Origin of the sequence: Rhodoferax sp. (assembly GCF_028715765.1) — a bacterium.
In the GTDB taxonomy this organism is placed as follows: Bacteria; Pseudomonadota; Gammaproteobacteria; order Burkholderiales; family Burkholderiaceae_C; genus Rhodoferax.
The window spans coordinates 92,322-113,891 of sequence record NZ_JAQURE010000005.1 but is presented as its reverse complement, the minus strand read 5'-3'; the positions used below and the strand labels follow the sequence as shown (position 1 = coordinate 113,891).

25 protein-coding genes are annotated in these 21,570 nt (G+C 56.1%); 10 read left to right on the top strand and 15 right to left on the bottom strand.

Annotated features, from left to right (window positions below):
* From PHT20_RS03535 to zwf, 3 genes are all read right to left on the bottom strand, one after another.
* Positions 1-926: NDP-sugar synthase (locus tag PHT20_RS03535; protein WP_301019456.1), on the bottom strand; the 926-nt coding region annotated here is incomplete at its 3' end.
* A 305-nt stretch (positions 927-1,231) separates the two neighbouring features.
* Positions 1,232-2,080, bottom strand: a complete 849-nt coding sequence (locus tag PHT20_RS03530) for an SIS domain-containing protein (protein ID WP_301019449.1) — start codon at positions 2,078-2,080, stop codon at positions 1,232-1,234.
* Positions 2,081-2,128: 48 nt separating this feature from the next.
* Complete coding sequence (zwf, locus tag PHT20_RS03525) at positions 2,129-3,583, bottom strand: glucose-6-phosphate dehydrogenase (protein WP_301019448.1); 1,455 nt, start codon at positions 3,581-3,583, stop codon at positions 2,129-2,131.
* Between the two features lie 175 nt (positions 3,584-3,758).
* Here zwf and tal point away from each other — a divergent pair, with 175 nt between their 5' ends.
* Genes tal through PHT20_RS03510 form a run of 3 tightly spaced genes read left to right on the top strand, consistent with a single transcriptional unit; the run spans position 3,759 to position 7,027 of the window.
* On the top strand, positions 3,759-4,706 hold the full coding sequence (gene tal, locus PHT20_RS03520; RefSeq protein ID WP_301019455.1) for a transaldolase: 948 nt from the start codon (positions 3,759-3,761) through the stop codon (positions 4,704-4,706).
* Positions 4,707-4,743: 37 nt separating this feature from the next.
* Positions 4,744-6,345, top strand: coding sequence for a glucose-6-phosphate isomerase (gene pgi, locus PHT20_RS03515; RefSeq protein WP_301019447.1), 1,602 nt, complete (start codon positions 4,744-4,746; stop codon positions 6,343-6,345).
* Positions 6,308-7,027 carry an HAD family phosphatase gene (locus PHT20_RS03510; protein WP_301019446.1) on the top strand — a complete coding sequence of 240 codons (720 nt, stop codon included), beginning with the start codon at positions 6,308-6,310 and terminating at the stop codon, positions 7,025-7,027. The genes pgi and PHT20_RS03510 overlap by 38 nt, the downstream gene beginning before the upstream one ends.
* Here PHT20_RS03510 and PHT20_RS03505 read toward each other — a convergent pair.
* Entirely contained in the window at positions 6,934-7,827 is an 894-nt protein-coding gene (locus tag PHT20_RS03505; protein ID WP_301019454.1) for an alpha/beta fold hydrolase, read from the bottom strand. The two genes, PHT20_RS03510 and PHT20_RS03505, sit on opposite strands and share 94 nt — an antisense overlap.
* A 49-nt stretch (positions 7,828-7,876) precedes the next feature.
* Here PHT20_RS03505 and PHT20_RS03500 point away from each other — a divergent pair, with 49 nt between their 5' ends.
* On the top strand, positions 7,877-8,380 hold the full coding sequence (locus PHT20_RS03500) for a hypothetical protein (protein WP_301019445.1): 504 nt from the start codon (positions 7,877-7,879) through the stop codon (positions 8,378-8,380).
* A 231-nt stretch (positions 8,381-8,611) separates the two neighbouring features.
* Here the strand turns inward: PHT20_RS03500 and groL are convergent, their stop codons facing one another.
* The 11 genes from groL to PHT20_RS03445 all read right to left on the bottom strand — a co-directional run bounded on the left by groL (position 8,612) and on the right by PHT20_RS03445 (position 16,532).
* Entirely contained in the window at positions 8,612-10,270 is a 1,659-nt protein-coding gene (gene groL / locus PHT20_RS03495; protein ID WP_301019444.1) for a chaperonin GroEL, read from the bottom strand.
* 87 nt (positions 10,271-10,357) lie between these two features.
* The gene (groES, locus tag PHT20_RS03490) at positions 10,358-10,648 is read right to left on the bottom strand and encodes a co-chaperone GroES (protein WP_296159662.1); all 291 of its coding nucleotides are present in this window, start codon (positions 10,646-10,648) and stop codon (positions 10,358-10,360) included.
* Positions 10,649-10,906: 258 nt separating this feature from the next.
* Complete coding sequence (locus tag PHT20_RS03485) at positions 10,907-11,215, bottom strand: hypothetical protein (protein ID WP_301019443.1); 309 nt, start codon at positions 11,213-11,215, stop codon at positions 10,907-10,909.
* A gap of 90 nt (positions 11,216-11,305) precedes the next feature.
* Entirely contained in the window at positions 11,306-12,022 is a 717-nt protein-coding gene (locus PHT20_RS03480; RefSeq protein WP_301019442.1) for a hypothetical protein, read from the bottom strand.
* A gap of 38 nt (positions 12,023-12,060) precedes the next feature.
* Entirely contained in the window at positions 12,061-12,504 is a 444-nt protein-coding gene (locus PHT20_RS03475; RefSeq protein WP_301019441.1) for a Mor transcription activator family protein, read from the bottom strand.
* 398 nt (positions 12,505-12,902) lie between these two features.
* Positions 12,903-13,361: a hypothetical protein gene (locus PHT20_RS03470; protein ID WP_301019440.1), complete on the bottom strand. Its 459-nt coding sequence runs from the start codon at positions 13,359-13,361 to the stop codon at positions 12,903-12,905.
* Complete coding sequence (locus tag PHT20_RS03465) at positions 13,358-13,789, bottom strand: phage protein GemA/Gp16 family protein (RefSeq protein WP_301019439.1); 432 nt, start codon at positions 13,787-13,789, stop codon at positions 13,358-13,360. Before PHT20_RS03465 ends, PHT20_RS03470 begins: the two co-directional genes overlap by 4 nt.
* A gap of 2 nt (positions 13,790-13,791) precedes the next feature.
* Positions 13,792-14,847, bottom strand: a complete 1,056-nt coding sequence (locus tag PHT20_RS03460; RefSeq protein ID WP_301019438.1) for an AAA family ATPase — start codon at positions 14,845-14,847, stop codon at positions 13,792-13,794.
* Positions 14,848-14,865: 18 nt separating this feature from the next.
* A complete protein-coding gene (locus PHT20_RS03455; RefSeq protein ID WP_301019437.1) occupies positions 14,866-16,101 on the bottom strand; it encodes a DNA-binding domain-containing protein in 1,236 nt (411 codons plus the stop codon).
* Positions 16,098-16,319, bottom strand: coding sequence for a hypothetical protein (locus PHT20_RS03450; RefSeq protein ID WP_301019436.1), 222 nt, complete (start codon positions 16,317-16,319; stop codon positions 16,098-16,100). Before PHT20_RS03450 ends, PHT20_RS03455 begins: the two co-directional genes overlap by 4 nt.
* A 6-nt stretch (positions 16,320-16,325) precedes the next feature.
* The gene (locus tag PHT20_RS03445; protein WP_301019435.1) at positions 16,326-16,532 is read right to left on the bottom strand and encodes a DNA-binding protein; all 207 of its coding nucleotides are present in this window, start codon (positions 16,530-16,532) and stop codon (positions 16,326-16,328) included.
* 88 nt (positions 16,533-16,620) lie between these two features.
* Between PHT20_RS03445 and PHT20_RS03440 the strand changes: the two genes are divergently transcribed.
* The 6 genes from PHT20_RS03440 (at position 16,621) to fabD (ending at position 21,569) form a co-directional block, all read left to right on the top strand.
* Positions 16,621-17,217 carry a helix-turn-helix transcriptional regulator gene (locus PHT20_RS03440; RefSeq protein WP_301019434.1) on the top strand — a complete coding sequence of 199 codons (597 nt, stop codon included), beginning with the start codon at positions 16,621-16,623 and terminating at the stop codon, positions 17,215-17,217.
* A gap of 340 nt (positions 17,218-17,557) precedes the next feature.
* Entirely contained in the window at positions 17,558-18,103 is a 546-nt protein-coding gene (locus PHT20_RS03435; RefSeq protein WP_301019433.1) for a YceD family protein, read from the top strand.
* Between the two features lie 120 nt (positions 18,104-18,223).
* Positions 18,224-18,406: a 50S ribosomal protein L32 gene (gene rpmF, locus PHT20_RS03430; RefSeq protein ID WP_301019432.1), complete on the top strand. Its 183-nt coding sequence runs from the start codon at positions 18,224-18,226 to the stop codon at positions 18,404-18,406.
* A 126-nt stretch (positions 18,407-18,532) separates the two neighbouring features.
* Entirely contained in the window at positions 18,533-19,576 is a 1,044-nt protein-coding gene (gene plsX, locus PHT20_RS03425) for a phosphate acyltransferase PlsX (protein WP_301019431.1), read from the top strand.
* A gap of 3 nt (positions 19,577-19,579) precedes the next feature.
* On the top strand, positions 19,580-20,557 hold the full coding sequence (locus PHT20_RS03420) for a beta-ketoacyl-ACP synthase III (protein ID WP_301019430.1): 978 nt from the start codon (positions 19,580-19,582) through the stop codon (positions 20,555-20,557).
* A 55-nt stretch (positions 20,558-20,612) separates the two neighbouring features.
* Positions 20,613-21,569: an ACP S-malonyltransferase gene (gene fabD, locus PHT20_RS03415; RefSeq protein WP_301019429.1), complete on the top strand. Its 957-nt coding sequence runs from the start codon at positions 20,613-20,615 to the stop codon at positions 21,567-21,569.
* The last annotated feature ends 1 nt before the right edge of the window (position 21,570 follow it).

The following is a 21,570-nucleotide window of genomic DNA, read 5'->3' as shown; positions in this document are numbered from 1 at the left end:
CCAGTACGGATGTGGCTGCCGTGGCCGATCCAGCACGGGCCAATGATGCTGGCGCCAGGCTCAATGCGCACGCTCGAACCAATGTAGACCGGGCCTTCAATCTGCACCTGACCCCAAGGAATTTGGGTGTTAAGCCCAACCCAAATGCCGGGTTTGACCTCGCGCCCAGGCATGTTCATTTGTGCCACTTCACCGCGCAACACACGTTGCAACACCGACCAGTAGTCGCTCACGCGGCCAATGTCGATCCAGTTGAAAAAGCGTTTTTGGGCAAAAAACGGCATTTTTTGCGCCACCAGTTGCGGAAACAACTGCGCACCAATGTCGTACACCGTGTTGTGCGGAATCAAGTCCAGCGCGGCGGGCTCGAAAATGTAAATGCCGGTGCTGGCCAGGGTGGATTTGGCCTCAGAGGGTTGCGGCTTTTCTTGAAACGACTGCACTTGCCCGTCTTCACCGGCCACCACAATGCCGTAGTTGGAGACCTCACTCAGCGGCACATCCAGCGTCACCACACTGGCCATGGCGCCGTCGGTTTTGTGTTCGTGCAAGGCTGCGCCAATGTCCAGGTCAATGATGGCGTCGCCACAAATGACCAGCGTGGTCTCATCAAAAAAGCCACTGAAATCTTGAATGCGGCGCATGCCACCCGCAGAGCCAAACGGCTTGGGCACCACCTCACCTTGTTCGCGCACCCCCTCGTAGGCATAGCCAATTTCAACGCCCCAGCGGTGGCCGTCGCCAAAATACTGCTCAATTTTGTGGTGGTTGTAGGCCACGTTAACCATGATTTCATTGACGCCGTAATGCGCCAGGTGCTCAATCAGGTATTCCATCACCGGCTTGCCCAAAATGGGGATCATCGGTTTGGGCAGGTCTTTGGTGAGGGGCCGAACCCGGGTGCCTTGCCCCGCGGCCAAAATCATGCCCTTAGCCATGGTGTGTCACCTTGTTTTTCATTGCATCTCGCTCCCGCTTGTAGGTCAAAAAATCAACCCACACTATAGCCGCTCAAGTTTGCATTTTGCCAACGTCAGGTGGCGTGGCAGAGGGTGGGTAGGATGCTCAAGCTGTTGCTGAAGTTGCCAAGCAACTGTGACGGCATGGCCAGCGGTGAACGCCATCTTTTTGACCCCGCCGATGTTGCTCTGCGGATCATTTGACAGCTATTCTTTGAATAGCTGTCTGCGCTTAATTTATATGGGCTAGAGTCATAAAAGGCATGTAAAAATCAAGCGTAACGCTTGCTGCGCAGGTTGTTTTTCATCTCGCGCAGCAGCGGCTGCAGTTTGTCGCCGCCTATGCGCAGGGCCACGCAGGTGGCCAAGATGTCGATGATCATCAGGTGCAGCAGGCGCGACACCATTGGGCTGTAGCGGTCAAAGCCTTCCGGGTGGTCGGCTGCCACATGGATGTGCCCGGCGCTGGCCAAGGGCGAGCCACTGGCGGTGATGACGATGGTGGTGGCGCCGTTTTTGCGGGCAATGTCGGTGGAGTCCATCAGGTCGCGGGTGCGCCCTGAGTTGGAGATCACCACCACGCAGTCGCCCGGTTGCAACAGCGATGCGCTCATCACCTGCATGTGGCCGTCGCTGTAGGCTACGCCGTTGATGCCCAGGCGGAAAAACTTGTGCTGCGCATCTTGCGCCACCACGCCTGAGTTGCCAACGCCAAAAAACTCGATACGGCGGCCGGTTTTGTAGGCGTTGACGAGGGCGTCTACGGCTTTTTCTATGGCGGTGGCAGAGGCATCATTGCGGTATTTCAGAAACGCGGCCACGGTGTTGTCGATGACCTTGACCATGATGTCGCTGGTTTTGTCGTCCACATCCACACTGCGGTGGATGAACGGCACGCCCTCGCTCACGCTGCCGGCCAGTTTGAGCTTGAAGTCGCTCAAGCCGTCATAGCCCACGCTGCGGCAAAAGCGCACCACAGTGGGCTTGCTCACGTGGGCGCGGTCAGCCAGCTCGCTGACCGGCATCAGGGCAAAACTGCGCGGGTCTGAGAGCACCAGTTTGGCCACGCGCTGCTCGGCAGGTGCCAACGAGGGCAAAGAGGCTTTGATACGGTCAAGCATGGTGCGGCATTCAAAAAGGTTAAAAAATCGGGCGGCTGCTCACGGCATTCAGCACTCTTCGCTCCAGCAAAAACCATCGCGCGCAATCATGGCGCTGGTGGCGCTGGGGCCCCAGGTGCCAGAGGCGTAGGGGCGCGGCCCCTGGGCGTCGGCGTGCCAATGGGTCAGGATGGGTTCGACCCAGCGCCAGGCTTCCTCTTGCTCGTCGCTGCGCACAAACAGGTTCAGGCGACCCTCAATCACGTCCAGCAACAGCCGCTCGTAAGCACCCACACGTTCGTGGCCAAAGCGTTTGTCAAAGTCCAGGTCCAACTGAACCGGCGCCAGGGTGTGCGAGTTTTTGCGGTTGTCCTGGCCTTGTGCCAGCAGGTGCAGCTCCAGCCCGTCTTTGGGCTGCAGGTTGATCACCAGCCGGTTGGCCATGCCAATTTGCGAGTTGAAAATGGCGTGCGGTGTGGGGCGAAAGTTCACCACAATGCGCGCGTCGCGCCCAGCCAGGCGCTTGCCAGTGCGAATAAAAAATGGCACGCCAGCCCAGCGCCAATTCGAGATTTCAGTGCGCAGCGCGACAAAGGTCTCGGTCTGGCTGGCCGGGTTGACGCCCAGCTCGTCGCGGTAAGCGGCCACGGCCATGCCGCCAATGGCACCCGCGCTGTATTGCCCGCGAATCACGTCTTGTTTCAGTGTTTCAGCGGTCCAGGGTTTGAGCGAGCGCAGCACCTTGAGCTTTTCGTCACGAATGGCGTCGGCATGCGAGTTGATGGGCGGCTCCATGCCAATGGCGCACAGCAGTTGCAGCGCGTGGTTTTGCACCATGTCGCGCAGCGCGCCGGTGGTCTCGTAAAACGCGCCGCGCTTTTCCACACCCAGCTCTTCGGCAATGGTGATCTGGATGTTGGCAATGTGCTCGCGCCGCCACAGCGGCTCGAACAAGGCGTTGCCAAAGCGCAGGGCAAACAGGTTTTGCACCGCAGGTTTGCCCAAATAGTGGTCAATGCGGTAAATCTGCCGCTCGCTGAACACTTGGCCGACGCAGTGGTTGATGCTGCGGTTGCTGGCCAGGTCGTGCCCAAGTGGTTTTTCCAGCACCACACGGGTGTGCGCGGTGTTCAGCCCGGCAGCGCCCAGCTGCTCGGCAATGGTGGCAAACAGGGTGGGCGCTGTGGCCAGGTACATCACCACGGTGTCGGCCTGGCGCTGCGCCAGTTTGTCGCGCAAATAGGCATAGTGCTCGGGGCGTGACAAGTCCATGCTGACAAATTCAAGCAGCTTGGCGAAGCGCTCAAACTCATCTGCGCTGGGGCGTTTGGCCAAGTCCACCTGGTCAAAGCGCGCCTGGATCATGGCGCGGTAGCGCTCGTCACTGAGGTCGTCGCGCCCCACGCCAATGATGCGCGCGCCCTCGGGCAGGGTGCCGTGTTTGAAAGCCTGAAACAACGCGGGCATCAGTTTGCGCCAAGACAGGTCGCCGGTGCCGCCAAAGAGAACAAGGTCAAAACTCATAAGGAAGTGGGTTTGAGTTGAAAAAACAGGGTGTTAATGTAACTTAGTTTCATCAATATGTGAAAGGTTGGTAACTGATGGGGATGCTTCACAGCGGGGTGTTCCCGGCGTGGCGATGCAGCTGAGCTGTAACCATGTCGTATTTCATGCCATGTCAGCACTTCATAATGCCAACATGAACCAACTCGATGCCCTCAAACAATTCACCACCGTGGTGGCTGACACCGGTGACTTCAGGCAAATAGAAGCTTTCACGCCCACCGATGCCACCACCAATCCGTCGCTGATTTTGAAAGCGGTGCAAAAGCCCGAGTACCGCTCGCTGCTGGATGACACTGTGGCTCAGTATCGTGGCCGCGCCCTCGATGAGCTCACCGACCGCTTGTTGGTGCGCTTTGGTTGTGAGATTTTGTCCATCATTCCTGGGCGGGTGTCGACTGAAGTGGATGCCCGCTTGAGCTTTGATGCCAGTGCCAGCGTGACCCGGGCTGAGCGGCTGATTGAGCTGTACCAGGCCGAGGGCATTCACATTGACCGCGTGTTGATCAAAGTGGCAGCCACTTGGGAGGGCATTGCTGCGGCGGCTGAGTTGGAGCGCAAAGGCATTCACACCAACCTGACGCTGCTGTTTTCTTTTTGTCAGGCAGTGGCGTGTGGCCAGGCCAAGGTGCAGCTGATCTCGCCGTTTGTCGGGCGCATTTACGACTGGTTTAAAAAATCAGTTGGCGCGGCGTGGGTGGAGGCCGACCACGCTGGCGCGCAAGACCCCGGCGTGCAGTCGGTCACGCAAATCTTCAACTACTACAAAAAGTTTGGCATCGCCACGGAGGTGATGGGTGCGAGCTTTCGCAACGTGGGCCAGATCACCGCGCTGGCCGGTTGCGACCTGCTCACCATCAGCCCCGAGCTGCTGGCGCAACTGGCGGCCAGCAAAATGCCTTTGACGCGCGCCCTGGACGCGCAGGCGGCACGTGCCTTGCCGCTGGAGCCGCTGCAGCTGGACGAAGCGGCGTTCCGCTTTGCGCTGAACCAAGATGCCATGGCCACCGAAAAGCTGGCCGAGGGCATCCGGGCGTTTTGCACCGATGCGGCAAAACTCGACCAGTTGCTGCTGGCGGCCTGAGCGCAGGTTTTCAATTCACATCCCAAAGAGAGACACCATGAGCCGTACCCGTTGTGACCAGACCCCTGCGTGGGGCGCTTTGCAAAGCGCGTTTGACGCCACTGGGCGTGCGTTTGATGTGCGCACCGCTTTTGCCACGGACCCCCAGCGGTTTGAGACGTTCAGCCAAAGTGCGCCGCTTGTGTTTGCTGATCTGTCCAAAAACCGCATCGATGCCGCCACCGAAGCCTTGCTGCTGGCGCTGGCACAGCAAACCGGGTTGGCAGCGCACCGCGACGCCATGTTTGCGGGCGACAAAATCAACACCACCGAAGGCCGTCAGGTGATGCATTGGTTGTTAAGAAATCCGCCTCTGGCGCTTATGAATAAAGCACGACAAGCTCTACAAAATGTAGCATCAGAACTGTCGGCGGTGCATGCCACGCTGGATGCCATGTTGGCCTACGCAGAAGCGGTGCGAGCCGATGACGGCATCACCGACGTGGTCAACATCGGCATTGGCGGCTCTGATCTGGGGCCGCAAATGGCGGTGTTGGCGCTGGATGAATTTGTGTTGCCGGGTAAACGTTTTCACTTTGTATCGAACGTGGACGGGCATGAACTGGCGGCCGTGCTGCGCAAGGTTCAACCTGAACACACACTGTTTCTGGTGGCCAGCAAAACCTTCACAACCATCGAGACCATGACCAACGCGCACAGTGCCAAGGCCTGGTTTGAAGCACAAGGCGGCACTGACATTGCCCGCCACTTTGCTGCGCTCACCACCAATGTGGCTGCGGCCAACGCCTTTGGCATCAGCACGTGCTTTGGCTTTTGGGACTGGGTGGGCGGGCGCTATTCGGTCTGGTCGGCCATTGGGCTGCCGCTGGCCATGGCCATTGGCGCGCAGGGTTTCAGGGAATTTTTGGCCGGTGCACACGCCATGGATGAGCACTTTCGCACAGCACCACTTGAACGCAACTTGCCAATTCGCCTGGGGCTGCTGGACGTGTGGTACCGCAACTTTCATGGCTTCACCAGCCGCAGCGTGGCGCCCTACCACGCCGCGCTCAAGCGCTACCCAGCCTATTTGCAGCAGCTGGAGATGGAGAGCAACGGCAAGCGCGTCGATGCCCAAGGGCAGGCCTTGCCATATGCCACGTCACCGGTGGTTTGGGGCGAGCCCGGCACCAACGGCCAGCACGCCTATTTTCAGATGCTGCACCAGGGCACAGATGTGGTGCCGGTGGAGTTTGTGGCGGTCAAAACGCCCAAACACAGCTTGCCCGGACACCACACGCTGCTGCTGGCGAATGCCGTGGCGCAAGCGCAGGCGTTGATGCAAGGCAAGGCTGACCAAGGTGGTCACAAGCACTTTACCGGCAACCGCCCCAGCACGTTTCTGCTGTTGGACGACTTGAGCCCGGCCAGTCTGGGTGCACTGATTGCTTTGCAAGAGCACCGGGTGTTTGTCAGTGGCTCGGTGTGGGGCATCAACAGTTTTGACCAGTGGGGCGTGGAGCTGGGCAAGGTGCTGGCCAAAGAGGTTGACGTGCGCTTGGGCAGCGGCGACTTCAGCGCACTTGATGGCTCCACCGCTGGCTTGTTGACGCGGCTGCGCAATGACTCGCCCTGCACGGGTACAGCGGTGTCACATTGACGCTGTCCGCGAGTCCAGCATGATGAATGTGGTGTTTGACTTTGGTGGCGTGCTGTTTGGCTGGCAACCCCAGCAGCTGGTGGCCCAAGCGTTTCCTGATCAGACGCGTGTGCCAGGGCAGGCGCAGGGTTTGGCCAAGGCGCTGTTTGGCCACGCCGACTGGCACAGTTTTGACCGCGGCACGCTGCCGATTGACGCGGTGATTGACCGCGCTGCAGCACGCTTGGGGCTTGATCATGCGGCCTTGAGCACTTTGGTGCAAGGCATTGGCGAGCACCTGGAGCCAGCCACCGGAGTGTTTGATGTGCTATCACAATTAAAGCAACTTGAGCTTGCTGGACGGGCGATCAGGCTGTATTTCTTATCCAACATGTCGGTTCCCTATGCGCGCACGCTGGAGCGCAAATTCGAGTTTTTGCAGTGGTTTGACGGGGGTATTTTTTCGGGTGACGTGAAGCTGATCAAGCCCGAGCCAGTCATTTACCAGCGTTTGCAAGCGCGTTACGGGCTTGAGCCTGGGCAAACCGTTTTCATTGATGATTTGCTGGGCAATGTGCAGGTGGCTCAAGCCTTGGGCTGGCAAGGCATTCATTTTGTGTCTGCGCCGCAGCTGGCAGCAGCACTTTCAAGCGTGGGCTTGGATGGTTTTGAGCGGCCTGACCTGAACGCCACAGCGCATTGAGTTGAATTCATCAAGTCGTGCAGTGCTTGCTGGTAGGCCTGGGGCGCGATCACATCCAGATCGCTGTGGCTGGCGCTTTCGATGGCCAGCCAGCGTTTGGGCGCATTGGCTGCGGCGAACAGCTGGGCGCCCAAGGCGATAGGAATCGTGTGGTCTTGGGTGCCGTGCAGCATCAGCAGCGGGGCATGCACTTGGCTGATTTTGTCAATCGAGGCAAAGCGCTCGGTGTTGAACAGGTTCAACACGCTGGCCCAAAAACCGGCACTGCGCGCTACATCGGTAAAGCTGGTGAAGGCAGACTCCAGCACCAGGCCACCGTAGTCTTGTGGGTAAGCCAGCGTGCTGGCCAGTGCCACCGCCACGCCGCTGCCCATGGAGTGGCCGTAAATGACGCGCCTCTCGGGGCGCGGCTCGCGGCGCACCAGCTCGGCCCAGGCCAGGCGCGCATCGGCCATGATGGTTTGCTCGGACGGCGTGATGGCACTGCTTTGCCCCCAGCCCCGGTAGTCCACCGCCAGCACATTGAAGCCTGCTGCGTGCAGGGCGTTGATTTTGCGCAGGTTGCCGTCCAGGTTGCGAAAGGTGCCGTGCAGGTACAAGAGCGTGGGGGCGGTGGCGTTGTCAGACGGCCGCCACCAGAGCGCAACGTGTTCTGGCGGTCGGGTGTCAGGCAGTGCCAGTTGATAATGCTGCCATGCGGTGGGCAGAGGGGCACTGTCGGGTGACACCGAGCGGGTGGGGCGGTAAATGAGCTGCCGCTGCTGCTCACTGACCCAGGCGCAGCCCGCCAATGCCAGCACCAAGCACAGCCCCAACCCTCTCAAAACCCACTTACACCACACTTGATTCATGACACCTAAGATTCGATTCTTCACCGCGCTGATTGTGGCCCAGTTGGCTTCGCCCGCCTTGGCTGCGCCTGGTTTCATGGCCGACTGGATTGCGGGCAAGCAGGTGCGCTGGCAAATCAGCCCCATGACGTACCACTACTCAGAAGACCCCGAGCACAAACGCGTGGTGATGCTGGGGCTGGAGCGCGAGAACGCTGACCGCAGCCTGGACGGTGCGGCGTTTTTTACCAATTCGTTTGGTCAACCCACGGTGTACTTTTACCCGTGGGGGCGGGTGTACAAGGCAGTGGCCGGCATTGACCATTTGTCAATCAAATGGACGGCTGGGCTACTGTATGGCTACCGCGATCCGTATGAGAACAAGGTGCCGCTGAACTTCAGGGGGTTGTCGCTGGCATTGATTCCCGCTGTGGCTTATGAATTCAAGCCCGACTGGCAAGCCCAGGTGAATATCTTGGGGACCGCCGGGTTGATGTTTTCAGTCAGCACCCGGTTCAATTGAATTTATAAGCCAAATTGGCCTCTTGTGCTCATGGAATAAGCGCAAGCAGCTATACATTTGAATGTAAAAACCCCCTGCAAGGCGCTTGCCCTGCAGGGGGTTTTTGATTAAAGCGTTGGTTGGCAGCCTTAAACGTTGCGCAATCGCGCGACACCTAGACGCGTCGCCGCAGGCAGTGCAAACTGCACGACAAGGCGACGCAACGACGGTGTCGCGTGATTTCGCATCGTTTTACATGCCCATGCCGCCCATGCCACCCATACCGCCCATGCCACCCATGTCGCCGCCGCCCATGCCGCCAGCAGACTCAGCCTTGGGAGACTCAGACACCATGCATTCGGTGGTCAACATCAAAGAGGCTACAGAGGCTGCGTTTTGCAGTGCGGTGCGGGTCACTTTGGTTGGGTCCAAGATGCCCATGTCGATCATGTCGCCATAGGTGTCATTGGCGGCGTTGAAGCCGTAGTTGCCCTTGCCAGCCATGACAGCGTTCACCACCACCGAGGCTTCGCCACCAGCGTTGTAAACGATTTCGCGCAGGGGGGCTTCAATGGCTTTCATCACCAGCTTGATGCCAGCGTCTTGGTCAGCGTTCAGACCCTTGATGTCGCCCACTGCTTGCTTGGCGCGCAACAGTGCCACGCCGCCGCCAGCCACAATGCCTTCTTCCACCGCAGCGCGGGTAGCGTGCAGGGCGTCTTCCACACGGGCTTTCTTTTCTTTCATTTCGACTTCGGTGGCAGCGCCAACCTTGATCACGGCCACGCCGCCAGCCAACTTGGCCACGCGCTCTTGCAGTTTTTCGCGGTCGTAGTCGCTGGTGGCTTCTTCGATTTGCACGCGCACTTGTTTCACGCGGGCTTCGATGTCAGCAGCAGGACCTGCACCGTCGATGATGATGGTGTTTTCTTTGCCTACTTCGATGCGTTTGGCAGAACCCAGGTCAGCCAATGTCACTTTTTCAAGTGTCAGGCCCACTTCTTCAGCGATGACCTTGCCGCCAGTCAGGATGGCGATGTCTTCGAGCATGGCTTTGCGACGGTCGCCAAAACCAGGAGCCTTGACCGCCACCACCTTCAGGATGCCACGGATGGTGTTGACCACCAACGTAGCCAGGGCTTCGCCTTCGACATCTTCGGCAATGATCAACAGCGGACGGCCAGCCTTGGCGACTTGTTCCAGCGTGGGCAACAGGTCACGGATGTTGCTGATCTTTTTGTCAAACAGCAGCACAAACGGGTTGTCCAGCAGGGCGGCTTGTTTTTCAGGGTTGTTGATGAAGTAGGGTGACAGGTAGCCACGGTCAAACTGCATGCCTTCAACCACGTCGAGTTCGTTTTGCAGGCTCTTGCCGTCTTCCACGGTGATCACGCCTTCTTTGCCCACTTTGTCCATCGCGCTGGCGATGATGTCGCCGATGCTGCTGTCAGAGTTGGCAGAAATGGAACCCACTTGGGCGATTTCTTTGGAGGTGGTGGTGGGCTTGGAGGCTTTTTTCAGCTCGGCGATCAGGGCTTCAACAGCCTTGTCGATGCCGCGCTTGATGTCCATCGGGTTCATGCCGGCAGTCACGTATTTCATGCCTTCGTGCACGATGGCTTGTGCCAGCACGGTGGCAGTGGTGGTGCCGTCGCCAGCGTTGTCAGAGGTCTTGGAAGCCACTTCCTTGACCATCTGCGCACCCATGTTTTGCAACTTGTCTTTGAGCTCAATTTCTTTGGCCACAGACACACCGTCTTTGGTCACGGTGGGGGCGCCAAAACTGCGTTCCAACACCACGTTGCGGCCTTTGGGGCCCAGGGTCACTTTGACCGCGTTGGCCAAAATGTTCACGCCTTCAACCATGCGTGCGCGGGCTTCGCCGCCGAATACTACGTCTTTTGCTGCCATGTTATGACTCCAGAATATTTAAGTGAAATTGACATCTAGCCCGCATAGATATTGCGTCACTAGCTGTTAAATAAATAGCGTTTTGAATTACTTCTCGACAACAGCGAAGAGGTCGTCTTCCTTCATGACCAACAGCTCGTCGCCATCGACCTTGACGGTCTGGCCGCTGTATTTGCCAAACAATACGCGGTCACCCACTTTGACGGCCATCGGGCTGACTTCACCCTTGTCGTTCTTTTTGCCAGGGCCCACAGCCAACACTTCGCCTTGATCAGGCTTTTCAGCAGCGCTGTCAGGAATGACGATGCCAGAGGCGGTACGGGTTTCGTTTTCAACGCGTTTGACAATCACGCGGTCGTGCAGGGGACGAAGTTTCATAGTGACTCCTATAAAGTTTGAAACAAGGGTTAAAAACAAGCTGCAAAGAAAATTTGCAGCTTTGTAACTTTCAAAGATGATGCTTGAGACAGGTGGTCTGTTAGCACTCAACTTTAACGAGTGCTAATGATAAGGGCGTTTGAACAGGTTTCAAGAGCATGGGGTTGAATTTGATCTTTGTGATTGACTGACGGTTGCAAAATCGCTTGAGACATTCATAGTCAATACATGAAACATTAAAGCAATGCCTGAAACAAATCAAGGCGCGCAATTGGGCAGAAAAAAGCGGCTATGAAAGCCGCTGTAACTGTGGTCTGAGAGTTCACCAGGCCGTGCCGGGCGTGGCGTGTCTCCAATGGCAGCCACTGACTTGCTGGTGTGAGCTGCTGAAACACACGCCGTGCCGGTGTTACCGGTGGTGGCCTGTTTCCCCGTGGCACGATCAACAGCGCCGGGCGCGCGTGTCTTTACAGTGGCCTGAGAGTTCACCAGGCAGCACCAGGCCGTGCCGGGCGTGCCAGGCGTGCCAGGCAGCGCCGGGCGTGGCGTGTCTCCAATGGCAGCCACTGACTTGCTGGTGTGAGCTGCTGAAACACACGCCGTGCCGGTGTTACCGGTGGTGGCCTGTTTCCCCGTGGCACGATCAACAGCGCCGGGTTAAATTGGAAAATTTATAGCATCAATATCTACCATGATGCCCATTCCAAGCAAGGCAGCTATTTCTTGATCTTTAAATTCCTCAATTTTCTTTGGGGTCAGAAAATCGCTTGTGAAGACTTCTAGTTCTGACCAAACATCTATCATCAATGGCGGAACTGACTTAAGAGAAAAACGGGGCACATTCAGTCCTTTGCTATAAATTTCAAGTAATGACCCTTGCATCAAGTTGTCCAGCGCCCGCAGTTGCTTGTACTTCGCAACCATTTTTTCAGCTGATTCAAAATACTCCGCGCCAATGGCTTCGGCCCTGCTGTGCAGTAATTGACCCATCAGACCAGACCTTTGCATCTGCAAACTCTGAAGCTTTTCCCGTGCCTCCAACAGCCTACGGCTCAGACCTTCAACGGTTTGCTGTAATACATCCAGTGCGGGCGCTGCGTCCTTGCGCTGTGCGTTCAATTTTTCCAACTTAATATCAAGCTTCTTTATGTCCGCGCGCGTGTCTTCACCAATGACCATGTCTGCCAACAAGTCGGCACGCCGGCTCAACAGCGGCCCGACATCTGGCAGCGCCGCCTCTTGCTGCATGATTTGAGACTGACACTTGCTGATGGCGTTCTCGAGCGTTGTAATGACAGCTTTAGTGCCAACAATACCTTGCTGATTTTCCAGTACGGCGGTGACTTCGGGGGTTTGGGTGGTTTCGTTTTTCATGATTGGTTCTCTGTTGGTTGGTTTGATGTTGGTTTGATTTAGCGGCACATTCCTGCGCCTGCAAGCTGGGTTAACGCGTCGTGGGCATTGCGTGCACTCACGGTGTCAGCGTGTTGCACCGCTGGTATGGCCTGCGGATTGGCTTCCTTCATGGTTTGCCTTTGCACAATAATTTCCACTTGACGCCAGGAAAGACCATATTTTTCTGCCAATAGATTTACTGTTTTCCTTGCGCTGGTGTGTTTGGTCAGTAAATCAAAATCACGCACCAATTCAATATCACGCATCACCTTTTGGGCTTTTTGACACTTGGGCACAGAGAATTCTTCACTTTTGAAAAGCCGGCCCAGCTCAATCGCCGCATCAAAGCCAATGACTGATTCAATCGCCGAAAACGTTTCCTCGCCGCCCTTATCCCGGCTCCTTGGTGGCACAAACAACGTGCCGCCGAATGCGTTAACCAGTGCCAGGGTGTAGGTCAAGCCAATGGCCGCAATGACCGGGGAAAGCGACAAGGGCAACGCGGCCCGAATCAATTCAATGCTTTGGGTGTCTAACTGTTCCAGGTCAAAAATTGGCATTTTTTCGGGTGGTGGTGGTGAAGTTGGGGCAATGTTCCCCCGAAGTTGTTCAGCACGCCATTACGAACGCCTTCGGGTGGCAAAGCTTCGAAGGGTTTCGCAACTGTCACAAAATTTGCTGGTTTTTGTATTCGTTGCGGTTGCATAGCTTGGCTACGTTTGGGAGCGGCTCAGGAAGGCCGTTAGAAAAGCGTTATCAGCGCTTCAATTTGAAAAGGCATACCGTTCCGCATTGAATGCAAAAAAGCCGCTGTAGGGGCTTTACGGCGGCTTTTTCTTGGGTGGTGTTTTCCATGCGGCTATTGACTTGCGCGGGCGGCCTCCACTTCCAGCGCGAAGCCCAGTCGGTCGGTGATGATTTCCATCAGGTCGCACAGGTGATGCCGTGAGACGATATCCAGGGTGTCGTGTGCCCCATTGGCTAATGTGCTGACGTGGGCGCTTTGCATGGTCAGGCAGCGTACAGCCTCTAATGAGTTGCGCACCATGTGGGCATGGTCTACCAGGTGCAACTGCGCAAGGCTGTGGGCAACCGGGCCGCTGGTGTCATCTTGGGATTTGGCCTTGGAGTTACAAGCGCACCCCATAGGCAATTTGGCTGCGTATTCCTTACCGTTATTCATACTGGTGTTCACTGTATTCATGGTGTCAAGGCTTTCTGGGTTGGGTTGGGTGTTGCTGTGAATCAGGGTGATATGTGGGCGGCGCGGGTGGTGTGGCGCTTGTTCAGTTGGGCGGGTGGCTGGCATGGCGTTCATTGCGCGGCCTTGCGTTTTTCGTTGGTAGCCCAGGCGTTCAAGCCAGCCAGCAATGACCGCATGCTGTCCCGCGTCAAAAACCGGGGGTGGTCTACCTTGGCATTGCGAAGCGCGAAGGCGGCAAAACGTTCGTCATCACAGCCGGTCATGCCGATTTGTTTGCACAACAGATTTGCCAGGTTCCATTGGGCAGCTGTGGGGCGGTTGCCCTGCCCGGTGCCGCCTTTAACGGTTTTCAGGCGTGGGTTATCCAGGGCGTTGCAGGCGCGAAGCATGTTCACCAGGCTATCAAGTTGCGCCCATGTGCATTCGGTGGCGCTGCGCTTGCCTGTCATCTCAAACAGCCAGTTTCGGTATGACTCGTCTTTGTAGCCCAGGCGGGCGGCGCCCATGTGAATGAGGCCGTAAAGTTGGTTTTTGGTGATCATGGTTACAGGCTCCTGATGTATTTGAAAACTTCCAAGGTTCGTTCTTCATGTTCTTCAAAGGCGCGGTTCAAATCGTTGTCCACATTGCGCAATGCGCCGGGCTGGCGCGCCACACGGACAAACCAGTCTTCAACTTCGGGGCCGCTGATTCCCCAGGCGTTTACTACTTTTTTGACGTCTTGCGGGGTTAGGGCTGTGCGGCCTTGTTTGGCTTCATTGATTCCAAAAATTTGCACCCTGAAGGTATCCATTCGGCTGAGTAGCTGGGTATGGCCTTTTCTGAGAGTGCGGTAAATTTCGCCATTGCCAAACAACACAACAGCAAACAGTTTTTTGTCTGTGAAGCGGCGTAAGGTGTTCAGGATGGCAATGCCGTTGCGGGTTGCGGCCTCCCCCAGGTACTGCGCTTCGTCAACCAACAGCACGCCGCTGCGGCCTTGGACAGCATCGTCAATCATGCGCACCAGGTCGTTCTCGTTGCGTTCGCCATAACCGCCAACGCCCAAAATTTCGCGGGCAATTTGCGACAAAATGGCCTTGTTTGTGAGCATCAAGCCATCAAGGCGGATTTTCCAGACGGGGCAATTGAAGCCCTCGATCTTGCGGGCGGCAGCCAGGTATTGCTCCATACCCTCGGTTTTGCCAACACCAGGCGGCGCATCAATGAGGCGCGGTATGCACATAGCGCGGGCACCATTGATGCTTGCAATAATGTAGCGAGTGACGCCGGTTTCAACGTGGGGCGTGTCTGGTTTTTTGCGCAGTTGCGCGCGGGCTTGAACCTCTGACAAATAGTGTTCCAGGCGCGCCGCAATACTCTCAGGGCTATCCATCATGAAAATGGCGTCTGCTTCATACGTATTGAGCCATCTATCGAGCGTCTGTTTTTCTGTTTTTGCGGCTTTTGCAATATTGGCCAGTTGGAAGTTTTTCGCCAATAGATCAACCACGCCATTTTTGATGGTTTCCCAGCGTTCAAAGCTCAATTTTTGGGTCTGGTTGATGGTGCCGTCTGCAATTTTTTGCGGCGTATCAATGGGGGTTTCTGTTGTTGGCATGTTTGGGCTTTCGTGGGTTTAATCTGTGTAGGGGTCGTAGTCAGGGTTTTCAGCCGCTTTTTCCAAGCGTGATTTGATGTACTTTTGCCCGGTGGTCTGGTTGCGTACTTCGCCATCTTCAGCAGTGACCCATTCGTCCTCTGGGGGCGTTTGCGGTGCAGTCAGGCGCGGGCGGGTGAACCCCAACACTGCCCGGCTTCGCGCATCCGTCCAGGCGATCACAAAGGGGCGCGCTATCGTGCCGTCCGGCCATAGACAAAACAGGTCAACCTTATGGCCGTCTGAGAACCAAACCTCATTCACGCCAATGGTCGTATGGTCGCGTTTGACGGGTGGCTGGCTTTGCTCCAAGGCTTTTGGCCCCTCGCGCCCGGCAATGAGCATCCATTGGGGCTCTTTTTTGATGCGGTTCCATATAGAAGAGTTGTTGGGCAACACCCAGCCTTTCGACGGTGCCAGGGCGCGGGCGTGAACCATCACCACGGTAAACGGGGTTTTTGAGGTGTTGAGGTATTCGCCCAGGATGTAGGCATAGGCTTCTTCGCTGCATTCATCCAGGGGGCGTCCGCCTTTGAACTTGGGTGACAAGCGAGGCAGCCATTCACATACCGGGTAACCCTTTGTGGCTCTGATATGGCGGTACAGCGTGGCGCGTGATACGTTGTGTTTTGCCAGGGTGGCTTTTTCGGCCTCGCCTATGCTGTAGCCCTGCCTTTTAAGCGCCTCAAACATTGTCAGCACGGCATGGGCCGCTTCGGCGCGTTCCTTGTTGACCTTGCCGCTGCGTTGGTACGCATCAAACATCATGCGGGTTCTAACGCTATCGGCAACAGGCGCGGGCGCTTGGGGTAGCGGCGCAATTTCGGCGGCGCGCGCCACGGCAGCGGCTTTGACCTCTGCGACATATTTGGCTTGGGCGTGCTGGGGAAGACTGGCTATGGGGATTTGCCAGCTCTCATTGCCGTCGATCAGCATCTTTTGAACGCCTTTGAATTTGCCTTCCCGACAATGGCGTTTGACGGTGGTGACCCCCCAGCCCGTCAATTCTGCGGCCTTCCCAGGGGTAACAAAAAGGGGAATATTTGGCCGGGTGGGGTCGGCCAAATTTATTTGTTTATTGTTTGATACATTCCCTTGAATCCCTTTATCCATGCGGGTTTCAGGGGGGTAGGCCACATTTTGAAGTTGGCCGACTGTTGTGGCCGGGGTTGCCCCACTGGGGTCGGCCATTTTTTTGTAATTTTGGGCAGTCATTGGCCTACCCCTACGGCCTCAATCGCCCAAACCGTGCCAGAAAAGCTACGTGCCAGGCGTGCGGCCATATCGTCAGCATCGGTGCGGACGGTATGCACGGCGGCGCGTTGACTGTTCCAGGTGGCAACCATGCCGCTTGTCGTGTGGCCAGCGGCATACATGCCCGCCATCCCTCGACTGGGGGCATGGGTGCAGCGCACTTTGTAGAGTTCGCCCATGGCCGTTTACTCCACGATCTCGCCATGTTTCAGGCCCAGCAGAACGGCGGCTTTGTGGGATTTTCCGATACGGCCTGTGCGGTCACCTTTCAAGAGACCGTGTACGACTTGGGGAGGCACATTGTTTGCCCTTGCCCAACTGCTTACACTGATTCCCTTGCGTGCGAAGTCAGCCAAAATTTCTTCGCGGGTTTTGAGTGGTTTTTGTTCCATAATGATCCTTTAAGATTGCCTCGTTTGAGAGTTTTAAATCAACTCAAACGGGATAATACACCTCATTCGAGTGAAAAAAAGAAGTCTTATGGAAAATTTTGGTGATCGTCTCAAATCAGAACGCGAACGACTGGGACACACTCAGGCAAAATTTGCTGAGGCGTGCGGCGTTGGTAGCACGGCCCAATACAACTACGAGAAGGGGGACAGAGACCCCGCCGTCTCTTACCTATTGGCAGCAGAGAAGCTCGGTGTTGATTTGCAGTACCTTTTACACGGCGAAGAACATAGAGGCGCAAAATGTTTGGGTGTGGAAGACCCGCAGGCTTCGGCAGATATGCCTATGAGACTAATAGAAAAGGCCTTTGGCATCCATCGTGATGATCTAATTCACCCTTTCGCGAACCTTTCGCCTGGCAACGGAAGACTGTTGTTTGATGAAATGGCTCGGCTTAGCCCCGTATTTGATATGGCCGCAGATCACCGATACGGGCTAGATGCCACCTTGTTCAAGGATATTTTTGTCAAGGTAAAAGCCACCATCGACACACTCGGACTGGAACTTACGCCAATTAAGCAAGCTGCGGCAATTGTTGTTCTTTATGGTTTATTCAAACCCGGCGGGCCGGTTCACCAAGCCACGATAGAAACTGTGTTGAACAGATTTACCGACACCGTGCGTTAAGTTCCCAGCCTCATAAATTCATAATTAACATTTGCCACTTGCACCTGTGCTTATACAGCTCCAAATTTCCAGCCCGTAGGCGGCAAATCACCCGCAAAACCTGCGCCGCGCTCACTTTGAAACCATGAATGATTGAAACAAGATCATGACCCCTTGGTCTTGTATCAAGAAATTATCATGAAGCCTCGTTTTAGGCCAAAAGTCTCAAACCTGGATTTGATCTGAAAAATGCTGCAATGCCTTGATTTACAAAGGCTTTCAGGCTTTCCCTCTAGACCTCCCCCCTGTCTCAAATGATAAGAGCCCCCTCAGTGATTTTTGTATCCCTTAAACTGCCACCATGGATAAACATGTGTCGCCCCCTAAACTCGATGTCAAACACGCTGGCTTGCCTTTGCAGCAGCTTGCTGGTCAAGATGTGCTCTCTAATTATGAGCGTGTCATGCTTGAAACAAATGGGCTAGGTGCTCAAAATGTCTTGAATTGGTCGGCTCGCACCGAGTCCAGACCAGACGCAGCAGGGCAGCCTCAAGTGTGGTTGCATCTGGCGCTGGCGTTGAGCTTGCCGCTCACCTGTCAGCGTTGTCTGCGGCCGGTTGACGTGCAAGTTGAGATCAACCGTGATTTTCGTTTTGTGGCGACCGAGGCGCAGGCCGAGTTGGAAGACGATGCGTCTGAAGAAGACTTGCTGGTGGCCAGCGTTGACTTTGAGTTGACCGCACTGATTGAAGATGAAATTTTGCTGGCGTGGCCGCTGGTGCCGCGCCATGAGGTGTGCCCGGTGAGCCTCAAGTTGGCTGTGGCTGATGCTGATTTCAACCAGGCCAATGAAAAGCCCAACCCTTTTGCTGCGTTGGCACAGCTGAAAAAAACGCTTCCAAATTGAGTTTCTGCCAGAACAACGGCTTGGGTTATACTCTCAAGTCTTTGCGCATCTGAGATGTGCGATATTTCACAAACCCCAGTTGCTGCTCTTGGTGCAGCTCACAGCTTTTAGGAGCGGAACATGGCCGTCCAACAAAACAAAAAGTCACCTTCTAAACGCGGTATGCACCGCTCACACAATGCGTTGGTTGTGCCAGGCATTGCTGTAGAACCCACCACCGGCGAAACGCATTTGCGTCATCACATCAGCCCCACCGGTTTTTACCGTGGTCGCAAGGTGCTGAAAACCAAGTCTGAAGCCTAAGTTCAAGTCAAATTTCAAAAGCCCGGGGCTACCCACTGTGTAGCCCCGGGCTTTTGTGTTTTTGGCGCATGGGGGTCTGGCGTTGGCCAGGCCGGTGTTGGAAGTTTGTTGGATGATTTGTAACTCATGATCACTATTGCTGTTGACTGCATGGGCGGCGACCACGGTCCCAGTGTCACCTTGCCCGCGTGCACACGTTTCCTGGACCAACACCCCGATGTCCAGCTGATTTTGGTGGGCTTGCCCGAGAGCCTGGCGGGCTACAACCATGCGCGTGCCGTGTTGGTGCATTGCACCGAGGTGGTCACCATGGATGACCCACTGGAAGTCGCCTTGCGCCGCAAAAAAGACTCATCCATGCGCGTGGCCATCACGCAAGTCAAAGACGGTGCCGCTCAAGCTGTGGTGTCGGCTGGCAACACGGGCGCATTGATGGCGATTTCGCGCTACATCTTAAAAACACTTGAAGGCATCGATCGCCCGGCCATTGCGGGTCAAATTCCCAATGCCAAAGGGGGTGCTACCACAGTGCTTGACATGGGTGCCAATGTGGATTGTTCCGCCGCGCATTTGTTGCAGTTTGCGGTGATGGGCTCGGCCTTGGTGTCGGTGCTCAGCGGTCAAGAAAACCCGTCAGTGGGTTTGCTCAACATTGGCGAAGAGGCCATCAAAGGCAATGAAGTCATCAAAAAAGCAGGTGAATTGTTGCGAAGTGCGGGGCAGGCTGGCGATTTGAACTTTGTCGGCAACGTGGAAGGCAATGACATATTCAAAGGCACGGCGGACATTGTGGTGTGTGACGGCTTTGTGGGCAATGTCGCGCTCAAGGCCAGCGAGGGCTTGGCCAAAATGATTGTCGATTTCTTGAAGAAAGAGTTTTCACGCAACATCTTCACCAAAATGGCAGCGTTAACTGCTTATCCGGTGATATCTGCACTTAAAAAACGCATGGATCATCGTCGTTACAACGGCGGAGCATTGCTGGGTTTGCGTGGTTTGGTCTTTAAAAGTCATGGCTCGGCAGACGAGTTGGCTTTTGGCTACGCATTGGGGCGGGCGTATGATGCGGCGCGAAATCATTTGTTGGATCAGGTTCGCGTCAGGATCACGCACGCTTCACAGCTTTTATGTGAAGCGCCACCGCTGACTGAACCGGTCATCACGGGCTGAGTTATGAAACTGTATTCAAAAATCACGGGCACCGGCAGCGACCTGCCACCACGCCGCTTGACCAACGCCGATCTGGTGGCCATGCTGGCGGAGCAAGGCTTGGAGTCCAGCGACGACTGGATTGTGGAGCGCACCGGCATCCGGGCGCGGCATTTTGTCGACGCGGGTGTCAACAGCAGCGATTTGGCATTGAATGCCTCGCGTCTTGCCCTGGAAGCGGCGGGCGTGCAAGCGGCTGACATTGATTTGATCATTGTGGGCACCTCTACGCCAGACATGGTGTTTCCGTCCACAGCGTGCATTTTGCAAGGCAAACTTGGCGCCAAAGGCGGCCCGGCGTTTGACGTGCAAGCCGTCTGCGGTGGCTTTATTTACGCCTTGACCTTGGCCGATGCGTTGATTCGCACCGGCACCGCCAAAAAAGCCTTGGTGGTGGGGGCTGAGGTGTTTTCACGCTTGCTGGATTTCAAAGACCGCACCACCTGCGTGTTGTTTGGTGACGGTGCCGGCGCTGTGGTGCTAGAAGCCTCGTCTGAGCCCGGCATCTTGGCCACTGACATCCATGCCGATGGTCAATACACTGACATTTTGTGTGTGCCAGGGCATGTCAGTGGAGGGCAAATTTTGGGTGAACCCTTGCTGCGCATGGATGGGCAAGCGGTGTTCAAACTGGCAGTGGGTGTGCTGGACGAGGCCGCCCGTGCCGTGTTGGCCAAGGCCGGTATGCAGGCTGCTGAGGTTGACTGGCTGGTGCCGCACCAGGCCAACATCCGCATCATGCAAAGCACGGCGCGCAAACTCAAGCTTTCTATGGACAAGGTGGTGGTCACGGTCGATCAGCATGGCAACACATCTGCCGCGTCCATTCCCTTGGCATTGGACACCGCGGTGCGAGCAGGCCAAGTCAAACCCGGTCAAACCCTGTTGCTTGAAGCGGTAGGTGGTGGTTTTACCTGGGGTGCAGTGTTATTAAAATTGTAGCTACTAGCGCTTTTAAATAAAGGGCTAGAGGCTTATTTCTTCATTTATTTCTGTCATGAAACCATTTGCTTTTGTATTTCCTGGGCAGGGCTCACAGTCGGTGGGCATGCTCGACGGTTGGGCTGACCATGCGCAGGTTCGTCAGGCGCTGGCTGAAGCCTCTGACGCCTTGGGTGAAGACCTGGGTGCGCTGATCCAAGAGGGGCCTAAAGAGGCTTTGGCGCTGACCACCAACACGCAGCCGGTGATGCTTGTTGCAGGCGTGGCAGCCTACCGGGTCTGGATGGCTGAAGTGGGTGTGGCGCCGCGTTGCGTGGCTGGGCATTCCTTGGGCGAGTATTCGGCTTTGGTGGCAGCGGGTTCCCTGAGCTTGACGCAAGCCGCACCCCTGGTGCGGTTCAGAGCGCAAGCCATGCAAGACGCGGTACCGGTCGGGCAAGGTGCCATGGCCGCTATCTTGGGGCTGGAGGCGGCCAAAGTGGTGGCCGGTTGTGCCGAGGTTACGTCCGCCATGAGCCAAGGTGCTTTGGAAGTGGTTGAGGCGGTGAACTTCAACGACCCTGGTCAAACTGTGATTGCGGGTTCCAAGGCAGCGGTGGAGCAAGCGTGTGTGGTTTTGAAGTCTATGGGCGCCAAACGTGCTTTGCCATTGCCTGTGTCGGCACCGTTTCATTCAAGTTTGATGAAGCCCGCCGCCCTCAAGCTTAAAGCCAAGCTGGAAGAAACGCAGTTTTCAAGCCCACACATTGACTTGATCAACAACATTGATGTTGCCGTCGAGCACGACGCCGACAAGCTTAAAGACGCCTTGTACCGACAAGCTTTTGGCCCGGTGCGCTGGGTCGAGTGCGTGCAAGCCATCGCCGCACGTGGGCTCAACCAAGTGGTGGAGTGTGGCCCTGGCAAAGTGCTGGCGGGTATGACGCGGCGCATCAACCCTGAATTGCAGGGCATGCCAATGTTTGACGTGGCCAGTTTGGCTGAAGTGAAAACTGTTTTAGAAAACGCATGAA